This is a genomic window from Sandaracinomonas limnophila (genome assembly GCF_004005965.1).
GTDB classification, from domain to species: Bacteria; Bacteroidota; Bacteroidia; order Cytophagales; family Spirosomataceae; genus Sandaracinomonas; species Sandaracinomonas limnophila.
This window is the reverse complement of the sequence record NZ_SACY01000001.1, coordinates 292,047-315,736: the sequence shown is the minus strand read 5'-3', so window position 1 is coordinate 315,736 and position 23,690 is coordinate 292,047. Positions and strand designations below refer to the sequence as shown.

The 23,690-nt window shown below is 34.1% G+C and carries 22 protein-coding genes; 16 read left to right on the top strand and 6 right to left on the bottom strand.

Going from position 1 to position 23,690, the window contains the following annotated elements; all coding sequences use genetic code 11:
- Window positions 1–94: 94 nt before the first annotated feature.
- The 3 genes from EOJ36_RS01390 to EOJ36_RS01380 are packed head-to-tail and all read left to right on the top strand — an operon-like array spanning window position 95 to window position 2,885.
- Window positions 95–634 (top strand): peroxiredoxin, encoded by a 540-nt coding sequence (locus EOJ36_RS01390; RefSeq protein ID WP_127802229.1) that lies wholly within the window; start codon window positions 95–97, stop codon window positions 632–634.
- A 46-nt stretch (window positions 635–680) separates the two neighbouring features.
- Window positions 681–1,253 carry a carboxymuconolactone decarboxylase family protein gene (locus tag EOJ36_RS01385; RefSeq protein ID WP_127802228.1) on the top strand — a complete coding sequence of 191 codons (573 nt, stop codon included), beginning with the start codon at window positions 681–683 and terminating at the stop codon, window positions 1,251–1,253.
- A gap of 54 nt (window positions 1,254–1,307) precedes the next feature.
- Window positions 1,308–2,885, top strand: coding sequence for a hypothetical protein (locus tag EOJ36_RS01380; protein ID WP_127802227.1), 1,578 nt, complete (start codon window positions 1,308–1,310; stop codon window positions 2,883–2,885).
- Here the strand turns inward: EOJ36_RS01380 and EOJ36_RS01375 are convergent.
- From EOJ36_RS01375 to rpe, 4 genes are read right to left on the bottom strand one after another with little or no spacing between them, the layout of a single operon-like run.
- Window positions 2,880–3,623: a glycosyltransferase family 2 protein gene (locus tag EOJ36_RS01375; protein ID WP_127802226.1), complete on the bottom strand. Its 744-nt coding sequence runs from the start codon at window positions 3,621–3,623 to the stop codon at window positions 2,880–2,882. The genes EOJ36_RS01380 and EOJ36_RS01375 overlap by 6 nt on opposite strands.
- A gap of 2 nt (window positions 3,624–3,625) precedes the next feature.
- Window positions 3,626–4,759, bottom strand: a complete 1,134-nt coding sequence (locus tag EOJ36_RS01370; RefSeq protein WP_127802225.1) for an acyltransferase family protein — start codon at window positions 4,757–4,759, stop codon at window positions 3,626–3,628.
- Complete coding sequence (locus tag EOJ36_RS01365) at window positions 4,752–6,776, bottom strand: OmpA family protein (protein WP_127802224.1); 2,025 nt, start codon at window positions 6,774–6,776, stop codon at window positions 4,752–4,754. The genes EOJ36_RS01370 and EOJ36_RS01365 overlap by 8 nt, the downstream gene beginning before the upstream one ends.
- 5 nt (window positions 6,777–6,781) lie before the next feature.
- On the bottom strand, window positions 6,782–7,444 hold the full coding sequence (gene rpe / locus EOJ36_RS01360) for a ribulose-phosphate 3-epimerase (RefSeq protein WP_127802223.1): 663 nt from the start codon (window positions 7,442–7,444) through the stop codon (window positions 6,782–6,784).
- A 39-nt stretch (window positions 7,445–7,483) separates the two neighbouring features.
- Here rpe and ligA point away from each other — a divergent pair, with 39 nt between their 5' ends.
- From ligA to EOJ36_RS01340, 4 genes are read left to right on the top strand one after another with little or no spacing between them, the layout of a single operon-like run.
- Window positions 7,484–9,484, top strand: a complete 2,001-nt coding sequence (gene ligA, locus EOJ36_RS01355) for an NAD-dependent DNA ligase LigA (RefSeq protein ID WP_127802222.1) — start codon at window positions 7,484–7,486, stop codon at window positions 9,482–9,484.
- A gap of 2 nt (window positions 9,485–9,486) precedes the next feature.
- The gene (dapA, locus tag EOJ36_RS01350) at window positions 9,487–10,377 is read left to right on the top strand and encodes a 4-hydroxy-tetrahydrodipicolinate synthase (RefSeq protein ID WP_127802221.1); all 891 of its coding nucleotides are present in this window, start codon (window positions 9,487–9,489) and stop codon (window positions 10,375–10,377) included.
- Window positions 10,377–10,679 (top strand): Dabb family protein, encoded by a 303-nt coding sequence (locus tag EOJ36_RS01345; protein ID WP_127802220.1) that lies wholly within the window; start codon window positions 10,377–10,379, stop codon window positions 10,677–10,679. Before dapA ends, EOJ36_RS01345 begins: the two co-directional genes overlap by 1 nt.
- Entirely contained in the window at window positions 10,660–11,118 is a 459-nt protein-coding gene (locus tag EOJ36_RS01340; RefSeq protein WP_127802219.1) for a hypothetical protein, read from the top strand. The genes EOJ36_RS01345 and EOJ36_RS01340 overlap by 20 nt, the downstream gene beginning before the upstream one ends.
- Here the strand turns inward: EOJ36_RS01340 and EOJ36_RS01335 are convergent.
- The gene (locus EOJ36_RS01335) at window positions 11,084–12,511 is read right to left on the bottom strand and encodes an alpha-L-fucosidase (RefSeq protein ID WP_127802218.1); all 1,428 of its coding nucleotides are present in this window, start codon (window positions 12,509–12,511) and stop codon (window positions 11,084–11,086) included. The two genes, EOJ36_RS01340 and EOJ36_RS01335, sit on opposite strands and share 35 nt — an antisense overlap.
- A 1-nt stretch (window position 12,512) precedes the next feature.
- Entirely contained in the window at window positions 12,513–14,993 is a 2,481-nt protein-coding gene (locus tag EOJ36_RS01330) for a M14 family zinc carboxypeptidase (protein WP_127802217.1), read from the bottom strand.
- A gap of 89 nt (window positions 14,994–15,082) precedes the next feature.
- Here EOJ36_RS01330 and fucP point away from each other — a divergent pair, with 89 nt between their 5' ends.
- From fucP to EOJ36_RS01285, 9 genes are all read left to right on the top strand, one after another.
- Window positions 15,083–16,411, top strand: a complete 1,329-nt coding sequence (gene fucP / locus EOJ36_RS01325) for an L-fucose:H+ symporter permease (protein ID WP_127802216.1) — start codon at window positions 15,083–15,085, stop codon at window positions 16,409–16,411.
- A gap of 1 nt (window position 16,412) precedes the next feature.
- Window positions 16,413–16,742, top strand: a complete 330-nt coding sequence (locus tag EOJ36_RS01320; RefSeq protein ID WP_127802215.1) for an L-rhamnose mutarotase — start codon at window positions 16,413–16,415, stop codon at window positions 16,740–16,742.
- A 4-nt stretch (window positions 16,743–16,746) separates the two neighbouring features.
- Window positions 16,747–18,396: a UxaA family hydrolase gene (locus EOJ36_RS01315; RefSeq protein WP_127802214.1), complete on the top strand. Its 1,650-nt coding sequence runs from the start codon at window positions 16,747–16,749 to the stop codon at window positions 18,394–18,396.
- A gap of 131 nt (window positions 18,397–18,527) precedes the next feature.
- On the top strand, window positions 18,528–19,292 hold the full coding sequence (locus EOJ36_RS01310) for an SDR family NAD(P)-dependent oxidoreductase (RefSeq protein WP_127802213.1): 765 nt from the start codon (window positions 18,528–18,530) through the stop codon (window positions 19,290–19,292).
- Window positions 19,293–19,298: 6 nt separating this feature from the next.
- Complete coding sequence (locus EOJ36_RS01305; protein WP_127802212.1) at window positions 19,299–19,973, top strand: SGNH/GDSL hydrolase family protein; 675 nt, start codon at window positions 19,299–19,301, stop codon at window positions 19,971–19,973.
- Window positions 19,974–19,975: 2 nt separating this feature from the next.
- Complete coding sequence (locus EOJ36_RS01300; protein WP_127802211.1) at window positions 19,976–20,824, top strand: fumarylacetoacetate hydrolase family protein; 849 nt, start codon at window positions 19,976–19,978, stop codon at window positions 20,822–20,824.
- 102 nt (window positions 20,825–20,926) lie between these two features.
- A complete protein-coding gene (locus tag EOJ36_RS01295; protein WP_127802210.1) occupies window positions 20,927–21,757 on the top strand; it encodes an amidohydrolase family protein in 831 nt (276 codons plus the stop codon).
- Complete coding sequence (locus EOJ36_RS01290) at window positions 21,757–22,539, top strand: L-fucose dehydrogenase (protein ID WP_127802209.1); 783 nt, start codon at window positions 21,757–21,759, stop codon at window positions 22,537–22,539. The genes EOJ36_RS01295 and EOJ36_RS01290 overlap by 1 nt, the downstream gene beginning before the upstream one ends.
- The gene (locus EOJ36_RS01285) at window positions 22,536–23,630 is read left to right on the top strand and encodes a D-TA family PLP-dependent enzyme (RefSeq protein WP_127802208.1); all 1,095 of its coding nucleotides are present in this window, start codon (window positions 22,536–22,538) and stop codon (window positions 23,628–23,630) included. The genes EOJ36_RS01290 and EOJ36_RS01285 overlap by 4 nt, the downstream gene beginning before the upstream one ends.
- The last annotated feature ends 60 nt before the right edge of the window (window positions 23,631–23,690 follow it).

Sequence of the window (23,690 nt, the reverse complement as noted above, 5' to 3'; positions counted from 1 at the left end):
ATAAGTAAATTTTATAGCAATATAAAAAATATAAATTTGATTTATAGTAAAACCTTGTTGATATTTGCATTATCAAATTTAAACAAAGAAAAAAATGTCACACATGTTAGGATTAGGAGCAAAGTTTCCTACGTTTTCAAAAAAAGCAGTTGTTACTTTAGATACTGAATTTGTAGATATCACAAATGAAGATCATATCAAGTCGGGAAAATGGATGGTAATGTTTTGGTGGCCAAAAGATTTCACATTTGTATGTCCAACAGAAATTGCAGAATTTAACAAAAGAGCTGGAGATTTTGCAGACAGAGATGCTAATTTAATTGGTGCATCAACAGACTCAGAATTTGTTCACTTGGCTTGGAGAAACAACCATGCTGACCTAAAAGGATTAAAATTCCCTATGTTGGCTGACACTTCTAAGAGTTTAGCGGAGGAATTAGGAATTTTAACTGATGGAGATAAAGTTGCTTACCGTGTAACTTATATTGTAGATCCACAAGGAATTATCCGTTGGGTATCTGCAAATGATTTATCCGTTGGTAGAAATGTAGATGAAGTAATCCGTGTATTGGATGCTTTACAAACAGACGAGTTGTGTCCATGTAACTGGAAGCCAGGAGAGGCAACATTATAATTCAAATCAAATGCCCCGAAATTCGGGGCATTTAAATTTTAAGACCATGAGCGAAACAAGAGATAATTTATTACTAGAATTGGGATTAGATTCTCAAATTAAATTTCCACTATTAGAGCAATTAGATGCTGCTGATCATCGATATGTTAGAGATTTAAAAATTAATGTTTCTAATGCTTTAAAATTCCCCAACTTAAATGAGAAAGAAGCCTATTTATTAGCCTTATCTGTTTCTGTAAATCAAAAGCATGAATTAACAATAAATTCTTTAACGCAGAAATGTATCGAAAAGGGGGCTACAGAAGCTGAAATCAATGAGATACATGCTTTAACTTCTTTATTAAATGCAAACAATGTATTTTATCGATTCAAACATTTTGTTGATAAAGAATATTACAATGTTGCGCCTGTGGGTATCAGAATGTCGATCATGATGAATCCTGTTTTAGGAAAAGAATTTTTTGAATTAGCGAGTTTAGCTGTTTCTGCTTTAAACGGTTGTGAAATGTGTGTTAGGTCACATGAAGAATCGGTAAGAAATCATGGAGCAAGTGAAGCTCGAATATTTGATGCTGTTCGATTAACTGCAATATTTAAGAGTTTATTAGTAATATTGTAGTTTAAACTCCATCTATTGTTACATATTAAGGGTAAAATTCAAAATATTACTTTAATGTCTATTGGCATTTTAGTAATATTTTTTTTTCAAAACGAAGTAATATTAAATTTTCCTAATTCGCAGGATGATTATAATTTTTTATCAGTAGTATACTATTTTGAAAAATCAGAGTTTACCCTTTGGGAATTAATTAAATTTCTATTTGAATACCAAGCATTTCCGCATAAAATAATCCTTTCCAAATTATATCTTTTGGTATACGTAAAAATATTTAGCAGCATCAATTTTAAAATTTTAACCTTAGCAATTAATTTACTTCAAAATATATTTTTTGTTTATTTTTCTGCCAAAATTTTAAATTTTAAGAAGCAAAAAATTACATTTTTACTACCATTTATTTTTATATATTTTAACCTCGATTGTCATATTGATAATCTTGGATTAATGAGTGCAGGGCAACATTTTTCTTCTCTTTTATTTTTAATAATTTACGCCTATTATTTACCTAGAAAAATCTATTTTGCATTAATTATCTCAATAATATGTCCTTTTATCAGTGGAGAAGGATTGGTTATTTTGCCTCTAACAATTTTATATTTATTATTAAAAAAACAATCCATTGTAAAATATTATTCAGTATTAGCAGTAGCCATAATTATATTTTTTATTTTTTATAATTTCCCTTCAGATGGAATAAATCCTAACGATTCACACTCAAACTTTTTAAATCTTTGGTCTAATAAAATTCAATCTTTTTTCTTATTTCTAGGGGGGGCGTTTCCTTTAAGAAGTAATGGTCACCCTTTTTTAATAAACACAATTTGGGGTATAATATCATTAATTAGCTTTTTCTATTTAAAATATTTAGATTTCAAAAAAACTAAAAAATTAAATATAGAATCAATAGATCTTATTATTTTAACCTTAATTGGAATGGCGGCGATGGTATCCATTGCCAGAGGTGATGGGAATGAATTATTAAATACATCACTTGCCTTAAGATTCAAATTCTACCATTACATTTTTTGTTTATTTATTTTTTACAAAATTTTACTTCAGTTCCCTAGATTAATTTTACCCCTTTGTTTAACTGGAGGTTTTATATTTTTCTACGGAAATTATATTGGAATAAATAATTATTACTTAGGTAAATCTAAATTAATTTCAGATGAAATGAGCTTTAAACGAAATGGCTCATTTTATAGTTTTAATGAAAGTGGGGGAAAGACTAATAATTTATTTAGTAAAACAAATTTTAAATTTACTGATAAGTTACTTGATACCAATCTTATAATAAAAGCGGTAAAATTTAAAAATTATTCTAAGAATATTGAGTCAAAAATAAATTTCTCTAGAGAAAACTCAAACACATTTAAATTAACAATTTTTCAGAGCAAATTTCCTATTAAAAATATAAATAAAAATGCATTTTTAATTATTTTAAAGAACGAAAATATAAAGGATATTTTGCCATTAAACTCCTTTCTATTTACTAATTATGAATATTTATATTTTAAAAATTTAAATTTAGACAAATCCAATCCATACTCATACTTTAAAATAATAATTGATTCAAATTTTTCTATTTTACAAATGGAAAAGATTGAAAATTCAGTAATTAGCTTCCTATAATTTTATTTTTTTAACTAACGAATTAATTTTAACTCTAAAATTAAATAGCTCTTTAAAACTCTGCCAACAAACCTTCAATAATTTAAAGTGGCGAATGGAAACTTCTCCAGTTTGTCTTTCAATGTGGTGTACAGGAATATCCAAGGTATTTTGTCCAGCCTTTCTAGCTAAAACCGATAAGAAAATATTGGGTGCAAAAGGGGTTTGCTTAGGTAAAGAATCAATTAATTTTTTCAAAAAATCTTTTTCAATTAAACGATAAGGAATATTTGCATCAGAAATATAAGTACCGTAAATAAAGTATAGTGAATATTTCAAAATTCGTGTGATCAATAAGCGAAATTTGTCATCATGACGGACTTGTCTAAATCCTAAAATAAATTTTGACTCAAATCTTCGATTCCATAATGTAGCAAAATCTTCCACCAAAAATTGATCATCTGAATCCGTTTGAAAAATATAACTTGGATTTAGTTCCAATGCAGCTTCATATCCTGTAACGACGGCCTTTCCATGGCCACCATTTTTTTGATGAATCACCGTTACATTAGAATTTCTTCCAGCTAATTCATCTAAAAGTTCTCCTGTTTTATCTTTCGAACCATCATTAACAACGATGATTTTAAGATTTTCTTGAGGTACAATTTTGGAAAGTCCATTCACCCATGATTCAATTACGGGTTGGATACAAGCTTCTTCGTTATAGGCAGGTATTACAACGGCTAATTCTAAAGACATATTTAATTAAAATTGTTTTTTAGCTTGTTAAATGGTTTTTCAATTAAATTCCAAGATAGGAAAGCTAAAATGGTTAATAGGACAAAATTAAACAAAAAAAGCAAGAATTGATTTTGAAATAAAAATATTTGAGACAACCCAAACCTATTATCTAAAAAACCAAAAAGTGTATTTCCTTGATTATGATAAATATTAAATATAAAGTTATGATATAAATAAATTCCATAGGATATTTTACCTAAATATTCAATAGGTTGAAATGTTAAAAATTTGCCTAAAACAGAAGCTTTTCCTTGAATAGAATAGCCTAAAAATATAAATGAAAAAAGGGCAAAAATAAATCTTTCAATTACTAAAAATCCAAAACTTGCATGTTTTAATTCTTGAAAATGATTTAATAGGAGGATGCTTATAGTTAAGATTAATGCAAAAATAATAGTTAGTGCATTAAACCATTTTCTTACTTTTTCAAAAAAACCAAAATGAAAAAAATAAGCTAAAATTCCACCTAAACCAAAACAATCAATTGCCGCAAATGGATTGACATAATTGATAAGCCAAAAATTTTCGCGTTCAATTGCTGTATAATTTATATAAAAAATAAATCGACTTAAAACCCCAACCAATAACATAAAAAGAAATAACCATTTGTATTTCTTAATTGGTAATAAAAATATAAAGTAGGGGAATAGTAAATAATATTGCTCTTCAACAGCCAAACTCCAAAAGTGATCCCAAACGCCCAACCAGGTATGTTTAAACATTATATACCAATTAGGCGTGTAAGTAAACAACCAAATCCATTCTTTGCGAATTGGAGAAATATTTAAAACCAAGCCTAAAAAACAAACAAGAAAATAAATTGGAAAAATTCTGAGTGATCTACGAACAATAAAATTTTTAACCTTTACCCAAAAAGAAATAGAATTTTGTCGAATATCATCGGCCTGTTCAAACAAGATTCTTGTAATTAGAAAACCACTTAAAACAAAAAAGATAACAACGCCTAAATGCCCTAAAGGAATAGGTAATGTTTCAGCAAACCAATGATCAATTAAAACCAAAAGGACAGCCAAAAAACGTACACCATTTAGCTGTTCAAAATAAACATGAGCTATTTTATTTGTCTTACTCATTAACGATGGTAAATTCAACTCTACGATTAAATTTACGTTTTTCTTCTATTAAATTACTTGAAACAGGATTGCTACTTCCCCAAGCTTTTGTTCTAATTCTTTCTTCGGAAATACCTTTTGAAACCAAATAATCCTTAACATTATTTACCCGTTTTTGGGAGAGCAATAAATTTTCATTCCAATCTCCTTGGTTATCAGTAAATCCTTCTAAAAACACTTTATAAGTTGTATTTTCCTGTAAAATAAGAATAATTTTATCCAAATCAGCTAAACCTTCAGGCAATAAATCAGATTTACTTTGTTCAAATATCAAATTTGGCAAGTTGAACCGTTTATTTAATGGTAGATCATCCAAAACAAAATTTCGTTTAACAGTGGTAAATAGTTTTTCTTTGGAATAATCGAATTTTTCAACCAAGGTTAAAAATCCTTTCTTTTTAACTTCAATGGTAAAGGCTTTTTTAGCAGGCCAAAGGAAGGAATAATCTCCAAGATAAGGATCATGTTCAATGGTTAATGTATCAGACGGTAATGGACCTTTAATAAAAATTTGGGCAGCAGTTGGTTCAAGTGATTTTTTTAATTGAATTTGTCCAGTCATTTGAACTAATGCTAATGGTTTAACTTTTTCTGGAATTTTTATTCGATAAATATCTTCTGCATTATTTTTTTCATTAACCGAACTAAAATACGCATAATCGCCCTTGGCAGAAACAGAAAAATATCCATCCCATTGTGGAGTATTAATTACTGGTCCCAGGTTTTCAGGTTCCGACCAATTTGTCCAAGTATCATCTAAACGACGGGTCATAAAAATATCATTGTTGCCATATCCAATATGTCCAGGAGAGGAGAAATACAGTGTTACACCATCTGGTGCAATGAATGGAGTACTTTCTGCTTCACCTGTATTTACTACTGGGCCCAAATTTTGGGGTTCTGTCCAGGTACCATCTACTGAGGCAAACGAAACATACATATCCTTGGCACCAAAGGAGTTTTTCATTTCAGTAGTGAAAACTAAAATTTTGCCATTGGGTGCTAAGGTATATTCAGAATATTCGGATCTATTTTTAAAGTTTTTAATTTTGGCCTGAACAGGGAAGGACCAATCGCCCGTACGTAAAAGATAAGCAAAGGAAACACCTTTTTCCATCGTTCCATCTTGCTTATACACGTTATTCAATAAAAGTGTTTTTCCATTAGGAGAAATACCACAAATGGCATTATTTTCTTCATTATTAATGGGTTCAGGAAACAACTTGGCTTTTGACCATTCTTTATTTTCATCTAAAGTAGAATACCAAATGTCTTGGTTCTTGAATTTACCAATATTATCAGGATGCTTCCAACGGGTAAAATACAAGGTTTGTCCATCAGGACTAATGACTGGACAAATTTCATTATAATCTGAATTGATATGGGAACCCATATTTTCGCGAAAAAACTCTGCACTTGAATTTATGGGTAATTGAATTGACTCTTCAATTGGTTTCGTGGAGTTTGTAATCCCGACTGCATCAATCTGAGAATACCCTTTAATACGTTGAGAATTTAGGGTTATACGAATATATTTAACTTGAAATGAAGTTAATTGAGGTAAAACGATATTAGTTACTTGTCCGTTTGCTCTTTGATAACCCGGATTAAATGTTTTTATAGGGTAAATTTTTTTATTTAAATCAAGTCCATCTACTTGAGTAATGGAACCTGCACCAAAATTTTCAAAAATTGCTACTTGTCGAATCGACATCAAGGAATCAAATTCAACAATGATGTATTCATTATCAGGGGAATCGGCAGTAAGTGTTTGCCAAGCAGCCCCAGAAGGGCCAAATTTTGGATATTTACTAGGCTTACCAAGGATTTGAATAGCCTTATTTTCTCTTGTTTGAATTAAAGGGTCAGAGAACTCACTTGAAACAGTTAAAACTTTTTGAGCCCAATGGACCTTCTGAGCAGCCATTGAAAAGGAAAATGCAAGAAATAAAAATATAAATCCTCCGAATTTCCGCATTTTTTTTATTGCACGCTATTGATTAAATCTTGAATTGTTTGAATAGGATTTTCTGAGTTAAAAACAAAACTTCCTGCAACTAAAACATTGGCACCAGCATCTACCAAATCCTTTGCATTTGCAACCGTTACACCACCGTCAATCTGGATTTTAAGCTTGGTATTTCCATATTTTATGGACATATCTTTTATTTCTTTTGTCTTTTTGATGGCATTTGGAATAAACTTTTGGCCACCAAATCCTGGATTTACAGACATGATCAATACCAAGTCTAAATCTGATATGATATCTTCTAAAACTGAAGTGGGAGTTCCTGGATTCAAAACGACTCCTGCCAAACAACCAGCGGCTTTAATTTGCTGAATTGTACGATGAACGTGAGGACAAACTTCATAATGTACAGAGATAATATTAGCACCTGCTTTTGCAAAGGTTTCAATGTATTTTTCGGGATTCACAATCATTAAATGTACATCCAATACTTTAGAAGATTTCTTTTGAATAGCCTCTAAAACAGGGAAACCAAAAGATATATTGGGAACAAAGACCCCGTCCATCACATCAATATGAATCCATTCAGCAGCAGATTGATTTAACATTTCAACTTCTTGACCAATTTTCGAGAAATCACAAGCTAAAACTGAAGGGGCAATGATTAATTTTTCCATACTACAAATTTAATTAATTTTAAGGATTAATTAGAAGTAATGGACGTAAGAAAACGAATGGATGAGTTAATTGCATTGATAAATACCTATAATCAGGCGTATTATCAAGAGCATAAAAGTTTAATTTCAGATCATGCATTTGATTTGTTATTAAATGAATTAATTCAATTAGAGGCAGAGAATCCATTATTTGCTTTACCAGATAGTCCAACTCAACGAGTAGGAGGAAGTATCACAAAAACTTTTCAAAGTGTTACGCATCAATTTCCAATGCTTTCATTGGGCAATACCTACAATGAAAAAGATTTAAGAGATTTTGATGAAAGGGTTCAAAAAGGGTTGGAAGGGGAACCTTACGAATATATTTGCGAATTAAAATTTGATGGTGTTGCGCTATCTTTTTGGTTTGAAAATGGTATTCTTCAAAAAGGTGTTACGCGTGGTGATGGAACGAGGGGAGATGATATTACCAATAATGTCAAGACCATTCGATCACTTCCATTAAAAATAAATTCCAAAAATCTACCTCAATCCTTTGAACTAAGAGGAGAGGGTTACATGCCATTAAGTTCATTTGAAAGTTTGAATGAAGAAAAAAGTGCTAAAGGAGAGCCACCCTTGGCCAATCCAAGAAATGCTGCATCGGGTACTTTCAAAATGCAAGATTCTGCAGAAGTTGCCAGAAGAAAAATGGAGTGCTTTATTTATTCTTTTCTTTCAAATGATAATCCTTTTCAAACGCATTCGGAAAGTTTAGAATATTTCAAAGAAGCGGGATTTCCCATTTCACAAACTTGGAAAAAATGTTCAACGATAGATGAGATTTTAAGCTATATTGATTTTTGGGCTGATAGAAGAAATGAATTACCTCTGAATACAGATGGAATTGTTATAAAAATCAATGATTTTAGTCAACAGGAACGATTAGGATTTACAGCCAAATCGCCTCGTTGGGCAATTGCCTTTAAATATCCCTCAGAAATAGCCCATACGAGTTTAGAATCCATTTCCTATCAAGTTGGTCGAACCGGAAATGTTACCCCAGTTGCCAATTTAAAACCTGTTTATTTGGCTGGAACCATGGTAAAAAGAGCTTCTGTTCACAATGCCAATGAAATGGATCGATTGGATTTACACGAGGGTGATTGGGTATTTGTGGAAAAAGGTGGAGAGATTATACCAAAAATTACGGGAGTTGATCTACAAAAAAGAAAAGATGGGGCTTTAAAATTCCAGTTCCCTCAAAATTGTCCAGATTGTGGATCAGAATTGATCCGTTTGGAAGGAGAAGCAAACCATTATTGTCCCAATGATACAAAATGTCCACCCCAGCAAAAAGGCAAATTGGAGCATTTTATCCAGAGAAAGGCACTAAATATTGAAAACATTGGATCGGAAACTATTGAATTATTTTATTCTTTGGGTTTGGTAAGAAATCCTGCAGATTTATACGATTTAAAGGCTGAAAACTTAGTTGGATTAGAAGGATTTCAGCAAAAATCCATTCAAAATATTTTGAGTTCCATTGAGAAATCTAAACAAATACCTTTCAGACAAGTTTTATTTGGTTTAGGCATTCGACACGTCGGAGCTACAATTGCAGAAAAATTAGTTCAAGTATTTCATAGCTTGGAAAAACTAAAAGAGGCAAGTTTTGAGCAGTTGGTTGAAGTGCCTGAAATTGGTGAGCGCATTGCTCAAAGTTTAATTGATTATTTTGGCAATGAAGATAATATCAAACTTTTGGAAAGACTTCAAGAGGCTAAATTACAATTTGAGGAAGAAATTAAAGAAATAGTTTACGAAAGCAAGGCGTTAGAAGGAAAAAGTTTTGTAATTTCGGGAGTCTTTAAAAACTTTGAAAGAGACGACTTAAAGTCCAAAATAATTTCAAATGGGGGAAAAGTGCTTTCCAGCATTTCTTCTAAATTAGATTTCTTAGTTGCAGGCGAAAATATGGGACCTGCCAAGTTGGAAAAGGCTCAAAGTTTAAATATTAAAATTATCAATGAGGATGAATTTTTAAGCCTCATTTCTTAGGTATGAAGTATTCAAAATTTCACGGGGTTGCACCCGCAATGGTAACACCAATGAACGCTGATAAATCAATAAATTTCTCAGCACTTAAAAACTTGGTGGCATATGTTAGTGAAGGTGGGGTAGATTACTTAGTTGTTCAAGGGACAACAGGAGAATCGGCAACAACTACAGCTGACGAAAAAAAACAAATTTTAGCGACAGTACAAGAGGCAAATTCCAAGAACCTTCCAATTGTTTATGGTTTAGGGGGGAACAACACTGAAAGCCTATTGAAACAAATCAAAGAAACGTCTTTTGATGGGATTGATGCAATTTTATCGGTTTGTCCTTATTATAATAAACCAAGTGCAAGAGGAGTAATAGCACATTACACAGCCTTAGCTGATGCATTACCAGTTCCCATGATTATGTACAATATTCCGGGAAGAACTGGAATTAATATGTCTGCTGAAACAGTTTTAAAATTAGCAGAACACCCAAATATCATTGGTATCAAGGAGGCAAGTTGTATTATTGAACAATGTATGGAAATCAATTACCATAAACCAGAAGATTTTCTTTTGATTTCTGGAGATGATGTTCAGGCTTTACCAATTATTTCTATAGGTGGTGTAGGGGTTATGTCAGTAATTGCCAATGCTTTCCCTAAACAGTTTTCAGACATGATTCATTTAGGATTAGATGGCAAATTTGCTGAAGCAAGAAAAGCCTTAGGATCCTTCTTAACCATTGATCCTTATTTGTATGAGGAGGGTAATCCGGTAGGAGTAAAGAAAATTTTAGAAATTTTAGGAATTTGTGATTCTCAAGTACGTATGCCACTGGCTGCGGCATCTAATGAATTAGGAGAAAAATTAAAAAGTATTATCAAACAAGAAAATTTAATTAAATAATGTTCGTTCACGTAGTAAATTTTTGGTTAAAAAAAGGACTTTCGGCTGCTGAAATTGCAGATTTTGAAAGAGGTGTAAAAACTTTAGGTACAATTGATGGATTGGTACAATTTAATGTAGGTACCCCTGCAGCGACCAATCGACCTGTAATCGACAGAACTTATGACTATTGTTTGTTAACTGTATTTGAAAATGAAGCAGCTCATGATGTATATCAAGAAGTGCCAGTTCATTTAAAATTTATTGAAGATTGTTCTAAATATTGGGAGAGGGTTTTGATTTATGATTCAGAAACAATTTAAAAAAGTTTATTTATTGGGATTTGCCCTTGTATTTTTTTCTTGTGGAAAAAATTTACAACCAAATACCTATTATTCTAAAAATCCAAAAGATGGAAGTTTAGAAACTCATTCGGGATTAGGCTTTCAAGTACCACTTAAATATGACATTGACATATTTTTTGCAACTGATCAAGAAAAGCCCAAAACAAGTTATACGGATATTGAAACCATCAGTATCAGTGGGGAAGAGCCTTTACAAAACAAACAAACTGCCAACGGAAAAATGCTTTACATTGGCAATTCGAATGTGAAAAAGAAAGAATTGTTAGACCAATTGGTACAACAAGCCATTGACAAAGGTGCTACTGCTTTGATGGATATTAAATATCAGGTTTATACTTCGCAAACCAGCACAGGTTACACCTTTACTGGAAAAGCGATTCGTTACGTTTTGAAATAATTCGATACAACTCAATATTTGAGATTAAAACTTGGGCTTTTGATTTCAAAAATACAATTTTTACTGACTTTAAAAGTCGTTCATTAAAGGTCAAAATTCGTTTATTTCCAACGGTTTTGGCCTTTATTGTTTCTTTTTCTCCCTTTTCGTTTTCCAAAATCACTTCAAACTCCGCAATCCTCTGTCCCAAGAAAATAGGCTCCTGAATCACCAAGGAATTAGCTAAAATCACATTTTTGAAGTTTAAAGTTGTTGAAGGAGTAGAATCATTGGACTTAGCCGCCCAAAATGTTTTCTTATTTAAATCAATCAAATTATTTTTGGAATAATTTGATTCCAATGAGCTTACATCAATTTGCGTATTCGTTGAATTGATTAAGTTCTTCAATGATTTTTTACGCAATTCGGCAAATTGCAGCAGGGCTGTAGAATCATTTGGATGAATTAGTCCGCGATTATCTACTGGAATATTTAACAATAAATTTCCATTTCTTCCTACTGAAGCTACATAAATCTTCATCAAACTATCCGGAGTTTTAACCTTGTTATCTTGTTCAGGATGGTAATACCAACCTGGACGAATACTCACGTCTACCTCCACAGGTACCCAGTGTGAACCATTGATTTGGCCGTTTTTATAATTGTCGAATTTTGGAAAACCCGGATAAATTTCATTTTTATTGATGGGACTCCATGTTTCATCATAGGCAAAACCCTTTTCATTTCCTACCCAACGAATATCAGGACCAGAGTCTGAAAATTGAATGGCATTGGGCATTAATTTTTCAACTGTTCCATTGAAAAGAGGCCAATCGTAAATTTGTTTTTTCCCATTAGGACCCTCACCATTTGCACCATCATACCAAAACTCAAAAATTGAACCATAATTTTGCAAAATTTCTTTTTGCATATTTACATATACCTGATTGTAGGCTTCTGTACCATAGGCAGGATGAAAACGATCCCAAGGAGAAAGATAAACCCCTAAAAGGATACCATATTTCTTACATGCTTTTGAGAGATCCATCAAAACATCTCCTTTGCCATTTTTCCATGGAGATTTTGAAATATTATGATCTGTAAATTTGGAAGGATACAAAGTAAAACCATCATGGTGTTTAACTGTAAGAATCAAGCCTTTCATTCCTGCAGATTTAGCTATTTTTACCCATTGTTCGCAGTCTAATTGCTTGGGGTTAAATTGTTGTGGTGATTCTTTTCCTTCACCCCATTCCACATTGGTAAAGGTATTCATGTTAAAATGTACAAATCCATAGTACTCCAATTCTTGCCATTTCAATTGTTTTTGAGAGGGAAGAGGCAAAACAGGTTTAATTTGTGCAAAAATTTGAAAAGAATAAAAACACAATAAAAGGAATAGAATCTTTTTCATTTTAGTAATTAGAGTATAGAAGAATGTTTTCTAAAATAGTTTGACCTTGCGTTGGAATCGATCTAAAAATTGGATTAAAATTAAACCAACTTATGGTACCTTTTCCAATTTCTTTCGATCCAAACCAAACCGTATTTGAAATTTGTTTTTTGATTTTTGAACCTAAAAATCCATTCACTTTTGGAGAATTTCCTGTTTTCAAAATAGGATTAAAATCGCCAGAAGAAGCAAATAAAGAATTGGAAGTATTCAAAATATAAGTTTTTGAATTTTGATTTCTAAAACCATAAGGATGACTATTTTCTAAATTAACTTCTAACAAATTTCCACCAATTGTTGACGACAAAGCATTTCTTTCTCGCAGGACATATATGTCTTTGGATTCAGTAGTATCTTTCAATTCTTTCAAATTTTTACCTAAATCAAATGGCGCATTCAAGAACGAATTGATTGAATTTTCAAAACAAATTAATTTACCTCCATTTGAAATCCATTTTTGAACCGTTTTTAATTCTCCTTCATTTAATTTAAAATTAGAAGAAGGAATGAATAAATGGGTGTAATGGTCGATTGGTTTAGTAAGGAAATCATTTAAATGAATATAGGTTGCAGTACTTTTAAAATTGGATTTGAAAAAATATGCCAATTCTCCTTGTTGATTGGTGTCGAAATTTTCATTTGCAATTACTGCCACTTTGGGGGTTTGAAAATATTTAAAATGTTCTGAGCCTAAATCTGCTCCTTTGTCGAATCGAAAGGATTTCAATGAATTTAATGAAATATTACCTGCATCTGCTAAGCGTATAAGAGGCGTGAAGTCCTTTAAACTTTTGTTTTTAGAAAAAATAAAAAAGTTTCCGGGTTCAATTTTCTTTCCATCTTTTTCTAGGGGTAAATCATTGAAAACGATTTCATATCCCATTTTTTTTGCTTTTAATAACAATTCAATATCTTCTGGATTTTGGGGTAAAAAATAGAAACCCAAGGCATCATTTTCCAAAATATTTTTGACCTGATCCCATTTGAAATTATTAACAGGAACCAGTTTTTCTTTTAATCCATAGGCTTTAATTCCATGAATTTGGAACATATTCCAAGCAGTGATGTCGTAGGTTACACTATCTTCTAAGGCAATCACTGGATCCAGTAAGACTTGAGCCATTGGAGAGGCGCTTTGAAAAGTTGAAATAATTAAATCATTCGCGCCAACTTTATAATTGAGTATATTTTTATCATCAAAAAAGGAATAGGGTTGTTGTGCAGAAAACTCTTTACCAGCAAGCCCCATTTCAATTCTATTTTTTCTTAACAAATCAATTAAATCTTTAGATTTGGCTATTTGGTCTTGGGGAATCACATAGACTTTAAATTGATTTGTTGGATTATTTCTTGCCTTTTCATGATTTGCATAAAAAACAGATTTCAATTGTTCTGCATTTTCCAAACTCCAATTCACCAAATCATTGGCTAAAGTTCTATGGTGTAAAACTCTTTCAGAAAAATGTAAGGTATCACCATTGTTCAATTTTTGACTCAATCCCGCTTTTATGCCACCTTGTTCTAATGTCATTGCTAAAGCTCCATTCAAAATTGGATAGGTGTCTCCATAGGAAGGATATAACAAATCATAGACTTCAGAGGTAAAATATGTCCAACCTTTGCTATCGAATAATTTGGAAAAAGATTTCCCAACACTTTCTTGCAACTGTTTGGTCCCGTCAGAAATAAAATTCAAATAAGGTTTGGCAGCTGGAGGAAAATAATAGGAGTGTTGACCACTTTGCTCATGGAAATCTGCATGCAACATAGGCATAAAAGACTGATAAAAGGAAATACGTTGCTTGGATTCAATTTGGGTTTGCCATGCCCAATCGCGATTTAAATCATGAAGAAAATGGTTATAACGACCCGAAACCTTTCCTTCAAAATGTTCTTGATCTAATGGATCTGGATTTCCTCCTGCAAAATAATTTTTGCGATTAAATTGGGTGGCATAGGCTTCTCTGCCATCTGGATTGATACAAGGATCAAGTAAAATAACAAAACTTTTTCCAGCCATTTTTTGAACTAATTCATTGTATTTAATGGCCAAATCGTACATTAAACCCAAAGCTGCTTCAGAACCTGCTGCTTCATTCCCATGTACATTAAAGGAAAGATTTATGATTAAAGGAGTTTCTAAAGTAGCTTTTGTTTCACCATTGATGATTTGTAAATGGGTTCTTTTAATGGCATCAAGTTTTGATTGTAGTCCTGGGGATGTAATAATTAATTGTCCCAATTCTCTTCTTTCGTTGGTTTTCCCATAAGATACCCATTGAAAATTCTGAGTGTTTGAGGTTGCTATGTGTTTTGCATAATCAACAATTTGGTGGTGGTAGGTAAATTGATCTCCTAATTCATAGCCTAAAAATTCTTTGGGCGATTTTTGTGCAATAATTGAAAATGAAATGGAGATAAAAAAGAGTAACTTTTTGTACATATCTATAATTTATTGTGAAGAATCAATGAAATTATGAAAAATAAGGGTAAATTAAAAGTCTAAACTACTTTTACTATAAATTACCCATTATGGCACTACCTGTTGAAAAATCGACGCTTAGTACATCAGAAAACAGCTCTAAAAACTATTTATTTCCATTAATACTCGTCACTTCCTTATTTTTTCTTTGGGGTCTAGCTAATAGTTTGAATGGTACTTTGGTAAAACAATTCCAAATCGCCTTAGATTTACAAAGGTGGCAGGCAAACATTGTTGAAACAGCCTTTTATTTTGGCTATTTCGTGATGGCTTTACCTGCTGGAATTGTCATGAAAAAATACGGATACAAAATGGGTATTTTGTTTGGCTTAGGCATGTATGCCATCGGAGCCTTTTTATTTTATCCAGCTGCAAGTGTTCGTGAATACAGTTTCTTTTTATTTGCACTGTTTTTAATTGCAAGTGGTATTGCGTTTTTGGAAACTGCAGGTAATTTATATGTAACGGTTTTAGGAGATGCAAAATCGGGCGATTTCCGATTAAATTTAGCGCAATCATTTAATGGACTAAGCACCATTTTAGGACCCGTCATTGGAAGTTTATTTGTCTTTTCAGAAAATGAATACACCAAAGATCAATTAGCGCAATTACCCATTGAACAAGCTGAAGCGATTCGAATTCAAGCAGCAAATTCGGTGCAAAGTCCATATATCATCATTGGAATTGCGGTTGGTATCATCGCCATTTTATTTGCATTAACGAAACTGCCAGAGGTTACTTCTTCTTCCAATGAACAACAAGGGAATTTGTCTATTGGACAATTGTTGAAAATTAAACATTTGAGATTGGGTGTTTTGGCTCAATTCCTGAATATTGGAGCCCAGGTTTCCATTTGGGGAAATTTTGTTGATTTCAAATTAGATTTGGCACGTAATTCAAATTTATGGATTGTTGAAAAAATATATCAAATCAGCAGTTCCATGAGCGATGTACAAATAGCCAGTTTTCATGCATCTTTTGCCTTTATCTTATTCATGTGCGGCAGATTTGTGGGAACATACTTTATGGGCAAATTTGAATCTAACAAGGTCTTAACGATTTATGCCTTGGGTGCTGTGGCATCATTGATCATTTGTATTTTTGGAAGTGGAATTTGGGCGGTAATTGCTTTAATGATGGTTTATTTTTTCCAATCCATCATGTTCCCAACCATTTTTGCATTATCATGCAAAAACTTAGGCGACAATTCGAAACTTGCCTCATCCTTATTGATTATGTCGATTGTAGGAGGATCTATTATTCCACCCATTACTGCCTATTTATTTAAAATTGGACCATCCATTGCCCTAATTGTTCCTTTGGTTTGTTTTATATACATTGTATTTTTTGCTGCGAAAGGATATAAAACATCAAATTAATATGCAGAAATTTACTTTAATGTTGGATTTAAAGAATGACCCTCAATTGATTGAGGAATATGAAAACATTCATAAGGAAATTCCGGCATATATTGCAAAAACTATCAAGGATTCAGGAATTTCAAAAATGGAAATTTTCCGATTTGAAAACAGAATGGTGATGCTAATTGAGGCAAATGATGAATTTTCGTTTGATGAAAAAAGTAAAATGGATTCCAATGATCCAAAAGTGGTTGAATGGGAAACTAAAATGGCCGGATTTCAACAAATTATTCCTGGTACAAAAGCAGGAGAAAAGTGGGTATTAGCAAAACAAATTTTTGATTTATAATTTTATGAGTAAGCGTTTTTTACAGATTAATCCAGAGGATAATTTATTAGTTGCCCTACAAGATTTAAAAAAAGGTGATGTAATTGAACATGCAGGTAATCAAATTACCTTGGTAGAAGACATCGCTGCCAAACATAAATTTACAATTGAAGCCATCCCAAAAGATGGCAATGCGTATATGTATGGGGTGTTGGTAGGACATGCAAGTCAAGACATACCCAAAGGAGGTTTAATCCATACTTTCAATTTGCACCATGCATCGCAGGAATTTCAAGGCAAGCAAAAAGACTATACTTGGACAGCTCCTAATGTAGATAAATTTAAAAATAGAACATTTAAAGGATACCAAAGAGCAGACGGACAAGTGGGAGTAGCTAATTATTGGCTAGTTATTCCATTGGTATTTTGTGAAAACAGAAATATTGAGTTGTTAAAAAATGCGTTTGTGAAAGGATTAGGTTTTGAACGTCAAGATCCATTTACACAGCGTGTCGGCCAATTAAAAAAACAATTTGAGACAGGAAAATCGCTTGAATTGGTAGAAGAAAAGATTGAAGGTCCCTTGGTTTTCAAAAGTCCATTATTCCCAAATGTAGATGGGATCAAATTTTTGACCCACGAGAGTGGTTGCGGAGAAAACAAGGATGATTCAGAGAATCTATGTGCTTTACTAGCTGGATATTGTGTCAATCCGAATGTAGGAGGGATTTCAATTTTAAGTTTAGGATGTCAACACTCACAAATAGAGGTATTTAAAAACAAATTAAAGGAAAAAGACCCCAATTTTGCGAAACCCATTCATTTCTTTGAGCAGCAGCAAGATGAAGGCAGTGGAGTAGAGAATTTACTAAATGAAGTTATTGTAAAGACCTTCGAAGGATTAGTTGAAATCAATAAACAAGTACGGACAGAAGCACCTTTATCGAAATTGCGTGTTGGGGTCAAATGTGGAGGATCCGACGGATTTTCTGGCATTTCAGCGAATCCGGCGATTGGACACACAGCAGACTTAATCGTAGGACTTGGGGGCACGGTAATGATTGCAGAATTCCCAGAATTGTGCGGAGTAGAACAAGAATTACAAAACAGAGCAGTGAATGCCGAAGTGGCAGACAATTTTGGCTATTTAATGAAGGAATATGCTAGGAGAGCAGCATTAGTTGGCGCAGGATTTGATATGAATCCATCGCCAGGAAATATAAAAGACGGTTTGATAACCGATGCCATTAAATCTGCAGGAGCAGCAAAAAAAGCGGGGACTTCTCCGATTGAAGATGTGTTGGGTTATGGTCAATATGTAACCAAAAAAGGATTAAATCTAGTTTGTACTCCAGGAAACGACGTATTGGCAACAACTGGAATGGCAGGGGCAGGAGCGACGATCCAATTGTTTACCACAGGTTTAGGAACACCAACCGGAAATCCGATTAGTCCTATGGTGAAATTATCAACTAACACTCGTTTGGCTGAAAAATTACCTGAAATCATTGATATCAATTGTGGTCCGATCATTTCTGGTGAAAAAACAGTGGAGGAAATGGGAGAAGATGTGTTAGAATATGTCATTCAATTGGCTTCTGGGGAGGTGCAAACCAAGGCCATGCAATTGGGGCAAGATGATTTTATGTTTTGGAGACGTGGGGTTTCATTGTGAGTTATGGGTTATGAGTTATGAGTTATGAGTTAGTTGCAACCCTTGTGGTTGAAGGGCAGGGGTCCAATTTTAAATAGCCTGGGGTGAAACCCCAGGAATAAAAGTGGTGAAACCCCTAAAATAAAAATAATATGTTCAATTACACAGGTAAAAAAATAGTCGTTACAGGCGGAGGATCAGGGATTGGTCGGGCGATATCGTTAAAATTTGCACAGCAGGGGGCGGAGGTGCATATTATTGATTTGGATACAACAAGTAGCCGAAATACTATTGAAGAGGTTCAAGCCATTCAACACAATTCCAAATTACATTTTGTAGATATTACTGATTTGTCGGCAATTCAAGATTTAGCGAAATCAATTGAAACAGTTGATATATTGGTAAATAATGCCGGAGTGGCACAAATTGGCAATTTGGAAAATACGAAATCAGAGGATTTTCAACGAATATTTGATGTGAATGTGAAAGGTGCTTTTCATTGCATGCAGGCATTTATTGGAGGTATGTTGGAAAAGAAAGCTGGCGTAATTATCAATATGGCTTCTATTGCAGCTTCGGTAGGAATTCCAGATCGATTTGGCTATTCAATGACCAAAGGGGCAATCAAGTCCATGACCCAGTCGGTTGCCAAGGATTATTTACATGCAGGCATTCGTTGCAACAGTATTTCACCAGCACGAGTACATACGCCATTTGTGGATGGATTTATTGCCAAAAACTATCCGAACAATCAGGAAGAAATGTTTCAAAAATTATCTGCAACCCAGCCGATAGGTCGGATGGCAAAACCAGAAGAAATTGCTACCTTAGCTTTGTATTTATGTTCAGATGAGGCATCCTTTATAACCGGTTGCGATTATCCCATAGATGGAGGCTTTTTATATTTAAACAATTAAAAAACTATGAAAATTAAATTACTTTCAAGCATCGCTATTCTTGCGATTAGCCTATTTTCGTTTCGTGCCGATAATCCCATTAGAATTGTATTTTTCGGAGATTCAATTACGCAAGCTGGCGTAGGACCTACGGGTTATATCACTAAAATGAGTTCAATCATTGAAAAGGAAGGATTGGCTAATAAATATGAGTTGATTGGTGCGGGAATTGGTGGCAATAAAGTGTATGATTTATACTTACGTCATGAAGAAGATGTCATTGCCAAAAAACCAAGCATTGTCATAATTTACATTGGTATCAATGATGTTTGGCATAAGACAACCTCTAGAACAGGAACAGATGCAGACAAGTTCGAACGCTTTTATAACGCTTTAATCAAAAGACTTCAAAACACTGGTGCACAAGTAGTTATCTGCACTCCAACTGTGATTGGTGAAAAAAATGATAACACAAATGAGAACGATGGCGATTTGAATTTTTTCTCTGGAATGATTCGCAAAATTGCTGAAAACAATAAAGTAAAATTGATTGATTTACGTAAATCATTCATGGATTATGAGGTTAAAAATAACATTGAAAACAAAGCTTCTGGCGTATTAACAACCGACCGCGTGCATTTGAACGAAGCAGGAAATCAATTTTTAGCTGAAACCATGTGGGCAACCATTAAAAATTTATAAGAATGAAATTAGTACGAATTGGAGCTTTAGGGAAGGAAAAACCGGCCGTTTTAATCGGAGAACAATATTTTGACGTATCGGAACATTTTGCAGATTTCAATGAATCTTTTTTCGAAAACGATGGATTGGCAAAATTAGAGGCTGTGCTTGCAAAAGGTGGATTGAAAGAAATCAAAGAGGTTTCTAGATTAGGTTCTTGCGTGGCGCGACCTTCTAAAATCATTTGTGTGGGATTAAACTATGCAGATCACGCCAAAGAAACAGGAGCAGCGATACCAACAGAGCCTATCTTGTTTTTTAAGAGTACAACAGCACTTTCTGGACCAAACGATGATGTGATCATCCCGAAAAACTCTGAAAAAACGGATTGGGAAGTTGAATTTGCTATTGTTATTGGCAAAAAAGCCTCTTATGTAGAAGAAAAAGACGCTTACGATTACATCGCAGGATATTGTTTGCATAATGATATTTCAGAAAGAGCTTTTCAATTAGAAAGAGGTGGTAACTGGTCGAAAGGTAAAGGATGCGATACGTTTGCACCATTAGGACCCTTTTTGGCAACGAAAGATGAAATTGAAGATGTTCATAATTTGAACATGTGGTTGGATGTAAACGGCAAAAGATTCCAGACATCGAATACTAACCAATTGATATTTAATGTCCCTCAAGTAGTTTCTTACATTTCACAATTCATGACGCTGTTACCTGGAGACGTAATTTCTACCGGTACGCCGCATGGTGTAGGATTAGGATTTAATCCCCCCATTTATTTGAAAGCAGGGGATGTAATGACCTTGGGAATGGATGGATTAGGGGAGCAGAGACAGAAAGGTATAAGGTATGAGGGATAAGGTATAAAGGGGCAACCCTTGTGGTTGCCAAAAGATGAATGGCAACCCTTGTGGTTGCCAAAAGATGAATGGAAACCCTTGGGGTTGCCAAACAATAAAAAAATGATCGATTCCCACCAACATTTTTGGAATTATAACGAAGAAAGGGATACCTGGATTACGCCTGATATGGGTCGTATTCGCAGGGATTTTTATCCATTGGAGGCGGAAGCTATATTTCTGGAAAGAGGCATTACGGGCTGCATAGCGGTGCAGGCCGATCAGTCGGAGGAGGAAACCTTGTTTTTGTTATCCTTGGCGGAGCAAAATACGTTTATCAAAGGAGTTGTGGGTTGGGTAGATTTACAAGATGATTCGATTGAAGAAAAATTGGAGTATTTTTCTCAATTTGAGGATTTGAAGGGTTTCCGACACATTGTTCAAGGAGAAATAGATCCTAATTTTTTACAAAGACCCAATTTTTCGAGAGGTGTTAAATTGTTGAATGCTTTTGATTATACCTATGATTTATTGATCTATCCGCATCAACTAGCATCTGGCATACAGTTTTGTCAAGTACATAACCAACAAAAAATAGTTTTGGACCATTTGGCGAAGGCACCTTTGAAATCGGGTGATATTAGTCAATGGAAAAAGGAAATGCAAGGTTTCAAATCTTTGGACCATGTTTCTGCTAAAATCTCCGGAATCGTCACAGAAGCCAATTGGACAAATTGGAAAGAAGAAGAAATTTTGGGATTAATTGATGTTGCATTAGAAACATTTGGACCAAATCGCTTGATGTTTGGCTCGGATTATCCTGTTGTTTTAGTAGCGGCAGAATTGGATCAATGGTTGGAAATTTATGCGAAATCCATTGAAAAATTAAGTGTATATGAGCAAGAATTAATCAATTCGAAGAATTGTCTTTCATTTTATCAAACTGAAGCATAATGAATTTAGGATTAAGAGAAAAAGTAATTATTGTAACAGGTGGGGCCAAAGGAATCGGGGAGGGTATTAGTCAGAGTTTGGCTTTGGAATCGGCCATGGTGGCCATTGTGGGTAGAAATGAGGCTGATAATCAAAAATGCATTGAGAAGATTCATGCCACGGGTGGACAAGCATTTTCTTTCGTGGCTGAGTTGACCAAACCTGAGGAATGCGCACGTGTGGTAGAAGAAATTGCGAAATATTTTGGCCGAATAGATGGCTTGGTAAATAATGCCGGAGTAAATGACGGGGTGGGATTAGAAAATGGGTCTTACGAAAAGTTCATGCAATCGCTTCATGCTAATTTAACGCATTATTATTTGATGGCGCAGGCCTGTTTGCCGTATTTGAAAAAGAGCAAAGGACCGATTGTAAATATTGGCTCCAAAACAGCCGAAACGGGTCAAGGTGGAACTTCTGCTTATGCAGCAGCCAATGGAGGTCGAAACGCCTTAACGCGCGAATGGGCGGTTGAATTATTGAAATACGGAATAAGAGTTAATTCAGTAATTGTAGCTGAATGTTACACACCATTATATGAAAAATGGATTCAGACCTTAGAGAATCCGCAAGAAACACTTCAAAACATACAAAATAAAATTCCACTAGGAAATCGCATGACAACCAAAGAAGAAATAGGCGACATGGTCACCTTTTTGTTATCGAGTAAGTCGAGTCATACGACCGGACAAATCATCCATGTAGATGGCGGTTATGTGCACCTAGATCGTGCTTTATTATGATACCAATTCAAAATTTTGACAACATTTTAACGCCCGGAGTGGTTGTTTTCCCTGAAATCGTTCAGCGAAACATCGACTGGGTGATTCAAAAAGTAGGGGATGTTGATCGACTACGTCCACACATCAAAACCCACAAGACCAAAGAAGTAAATGACATGCTTTTGGCTTCTGGTGTGACCAAATTCAAAGCTGCAACTATTGCTGAAGCTGAATTATTGGCATTATCGGAAGCCCCCGATGTATTGATTTCCATGCAATTGACAGGTCCGCATGTCACACGATTCATTCAATTGATCCAAAAATACCCAAAAACCATTTTTGCTGCATTGTGCGACGATGCAGTTGCCCTTCAACAGTATCAAGCCGCTGCCGCTCAGGCAGCGATACGTTTGAATGTATATATTGATTTAAATGTCGGGATGAATCGGACTGGCATTGTGCCCGAAAAAGCCTTGGAATTAATCATTCAATTAAATACTTGTACAAATATCTATTTAAAAGGCATACATGCCTACGATGGGCATATCAGAGATGCATCGATTACTGATCGACAAGCGCATGTAGCTAAGGATTTTGAGGCATTTTGGGATTTAAAAATAAGCTTAGACGCTCAATTTCCGTATTTAGAATATGTGGTAGGCGGTACACCCAGCTTTCTAGTACATTACGCAGAAAAACAATTTACGTGCAGTCCCGGCACCTTTGTCTTCACCGATGCCGGTTACCAAGCCCTATATCCCGAACACAGTTTAGAGCAAGCGGTGTATATTGTAAGTAGAATTATCTCTAAACCCACCAACCGCACTATTTGTTTAGACATGGGTCACAAATCCGTTGCCCCAGAAAACTCGATAGATAACCGCGTACGATTCCTGTTTAATCCAGATTTCAAACTCTTGAGTCAATCTGAAGAACATGGAATTGTCGAAGCAGGAGATTCCAGCCAATACGCGGTTGGCGAAGTGATCGTGATGCAACCCTATCACGTGTGTCCGACGATTAATCTGACTCAGAGTTTACAAGTGATTGAAAATGGGAAGAAAGTTGGGGAGTGGGAAGTGTTGGGGAGAGGGAGGAGGATTACGATTTAAGTTATGAGTTATGAAATTTCTAACTTCTAGCTTTAAACCCATAACACATAACCCATAACT

Excerpts from the sequence above, each read along its gene's own strand:
- EOJ36_RS01335 (WP_127802218.1), bottom strand. The coding sequence starts at position 12,511 with ATGAAAAAGATTCTATTCCTTTTATTGTGTTTTTATTCTTTTCAAATT.
- EOJ36_RS01300 (WP_127802211.1), top strand. The coding sequence starts at position 19,976 with ATGAAATTAGTACGAATTGGAGCTTTAGGGAAGGAAAAACCGGCCGTT.
- EOJ36_RS01290 (WP_127802209.1), top strand. The coding sequence starts at position 21,757 with ATGAATTTAGGATTAAGAGAAAAAGTAATTATTGTAACAGGTGGGGCC.
- EOJ36_RS01330 (WP_127802217.1), bottom strand. The coding sequence starts at position 14,993 with ATGTACAAAAAGTTACTCTTTTTTATCTCCATTTCATTTTCAATTATT.
- EOJ36_RS01380 (WP_127802227.1), top strand. The coding sequence starts at position 1,308 with ATGTCTATTGGCATTTTAGTAATATTTTTTTTTCAAAACGAAGTAATA.
- EOJ36_RS01305 (WP_127802212.1), top strand. The coding sequence starts at position 19,299 with ATGAAAATTAAATTACTTTCAAGCATCGCTATTCTTGCGATTAGCCTA.
- EOJ36_RS01295 (WP_127802210.1), top strand. The coding sequence starts at position 20,927 with ATGATCGATTCCCACCAACATTTTTGGAATTATAACGAAGAAAGGGAT.
- EOJ36_RS01310 (WP_127802213.1), top strand. The coding sequence starts at position 18,528 with ATGTTCAATTACACAGGTAAAAAAATAGTCGTTACAGGCGGAGGATCA.
- fucP (WP_127802216.1), top strand. The coding sequence starts at position 15,083 with ATGGCACTACCTGTTGAAAAATCGACGCTTAGTACATCAGAAAACAGC.
- rpe (WP_127802223.1), bottom strand. The coding sequence starts at position 7,444 with ATGGAAAAATTAATCATTGCCCCTTCAGTTTTAGCTTGTGATTTCTCG.
- dapA (WP_127802221.1), top strand. The coding sequence starts at position 9,487 with ATGAAGTATTCAAAATTTCACGGGGTTGCACCCGCAATGGTAACACCA.
- EOJ36_RS01370 (WP_127802225.1), bottom strand. The coding sequence starts at position 4,759 with ATGAGTAAGACAAATAAAATAGCTCATGTTTATTTTGAACAGCTAAAT.
- EOJ36_RS01365 (WP_127802224.1), bottom strand. The coding sequence starts at position 6,776 with ATGCGGAAATTCGGAGGATTTATATTTTTATTTCTTGCATTTTCCTTT.
- EOJ36_RS01385 (WP_127802228.1), top strand. The coding sequence starts at position 681 with ATGAGCGAAACAAGAGATAATTTATTACTAGAATTGGGATTAGATTCT.
- EOJ36_RS01340 (WP_127802219.1), top strand. The coding sequence starts at position 10,660 with ATGATTCAGAAACAATTTAAAAAAGTTTATTTATTGGGATTTGCCCTT.
- ligA (WP_127802222.1), top strand. The coding sequence starts at position 7,484 with ATGGACGTAAGAAAACGAATGGATGAGTTAATTGCATTGATAAATACC.
- EOJ36_RS01285 (WP_127802208.1), top strand. The coding sequence starts at position 22,536 with ATGATACCAATTCAAAATTTTGACAACATTTTAACGCCCGGAGTGGTT.
- EOJ36_RS01315 (WP_127802214.1), top strand. The coding sequence starts at position 16,747 with ATGAGTAAGCGTTTTTTACAGATTAATCCAGAGGATAATTTATTAGTT.
- EOJ36_RS01320 (WP_127802215.1), top strand. The coding sequence starts at position 16,413 with ATGCAGAAATTTACTTTAATGTTGGATTTAAAGAATGACCCTCAATTG.
- EOJ36_RS01390 (WP_127802229.1), top strand. The coding sequence starts at position 95 with ATGTCACACATGTTAGGATTAGGAGCAAAGTTTCCTACGTTTTCAAAA.
- EOJ36_RS01345 (WP_127802220.1), top strand. The coding sequence starts at position 10,377 with ATGTTCGTTCACGTAGTAAATTTTTGGTTAAAAAAAGGACTTTCGGCT.
- EOJ36_RS01375 (WP_127802226.1), bottom strand. The coding sequence starts at position 3,623 with ATGTCTTTAGAATTAGCCGTTGTAATACCTGCCTATAACGAAGAAGCT.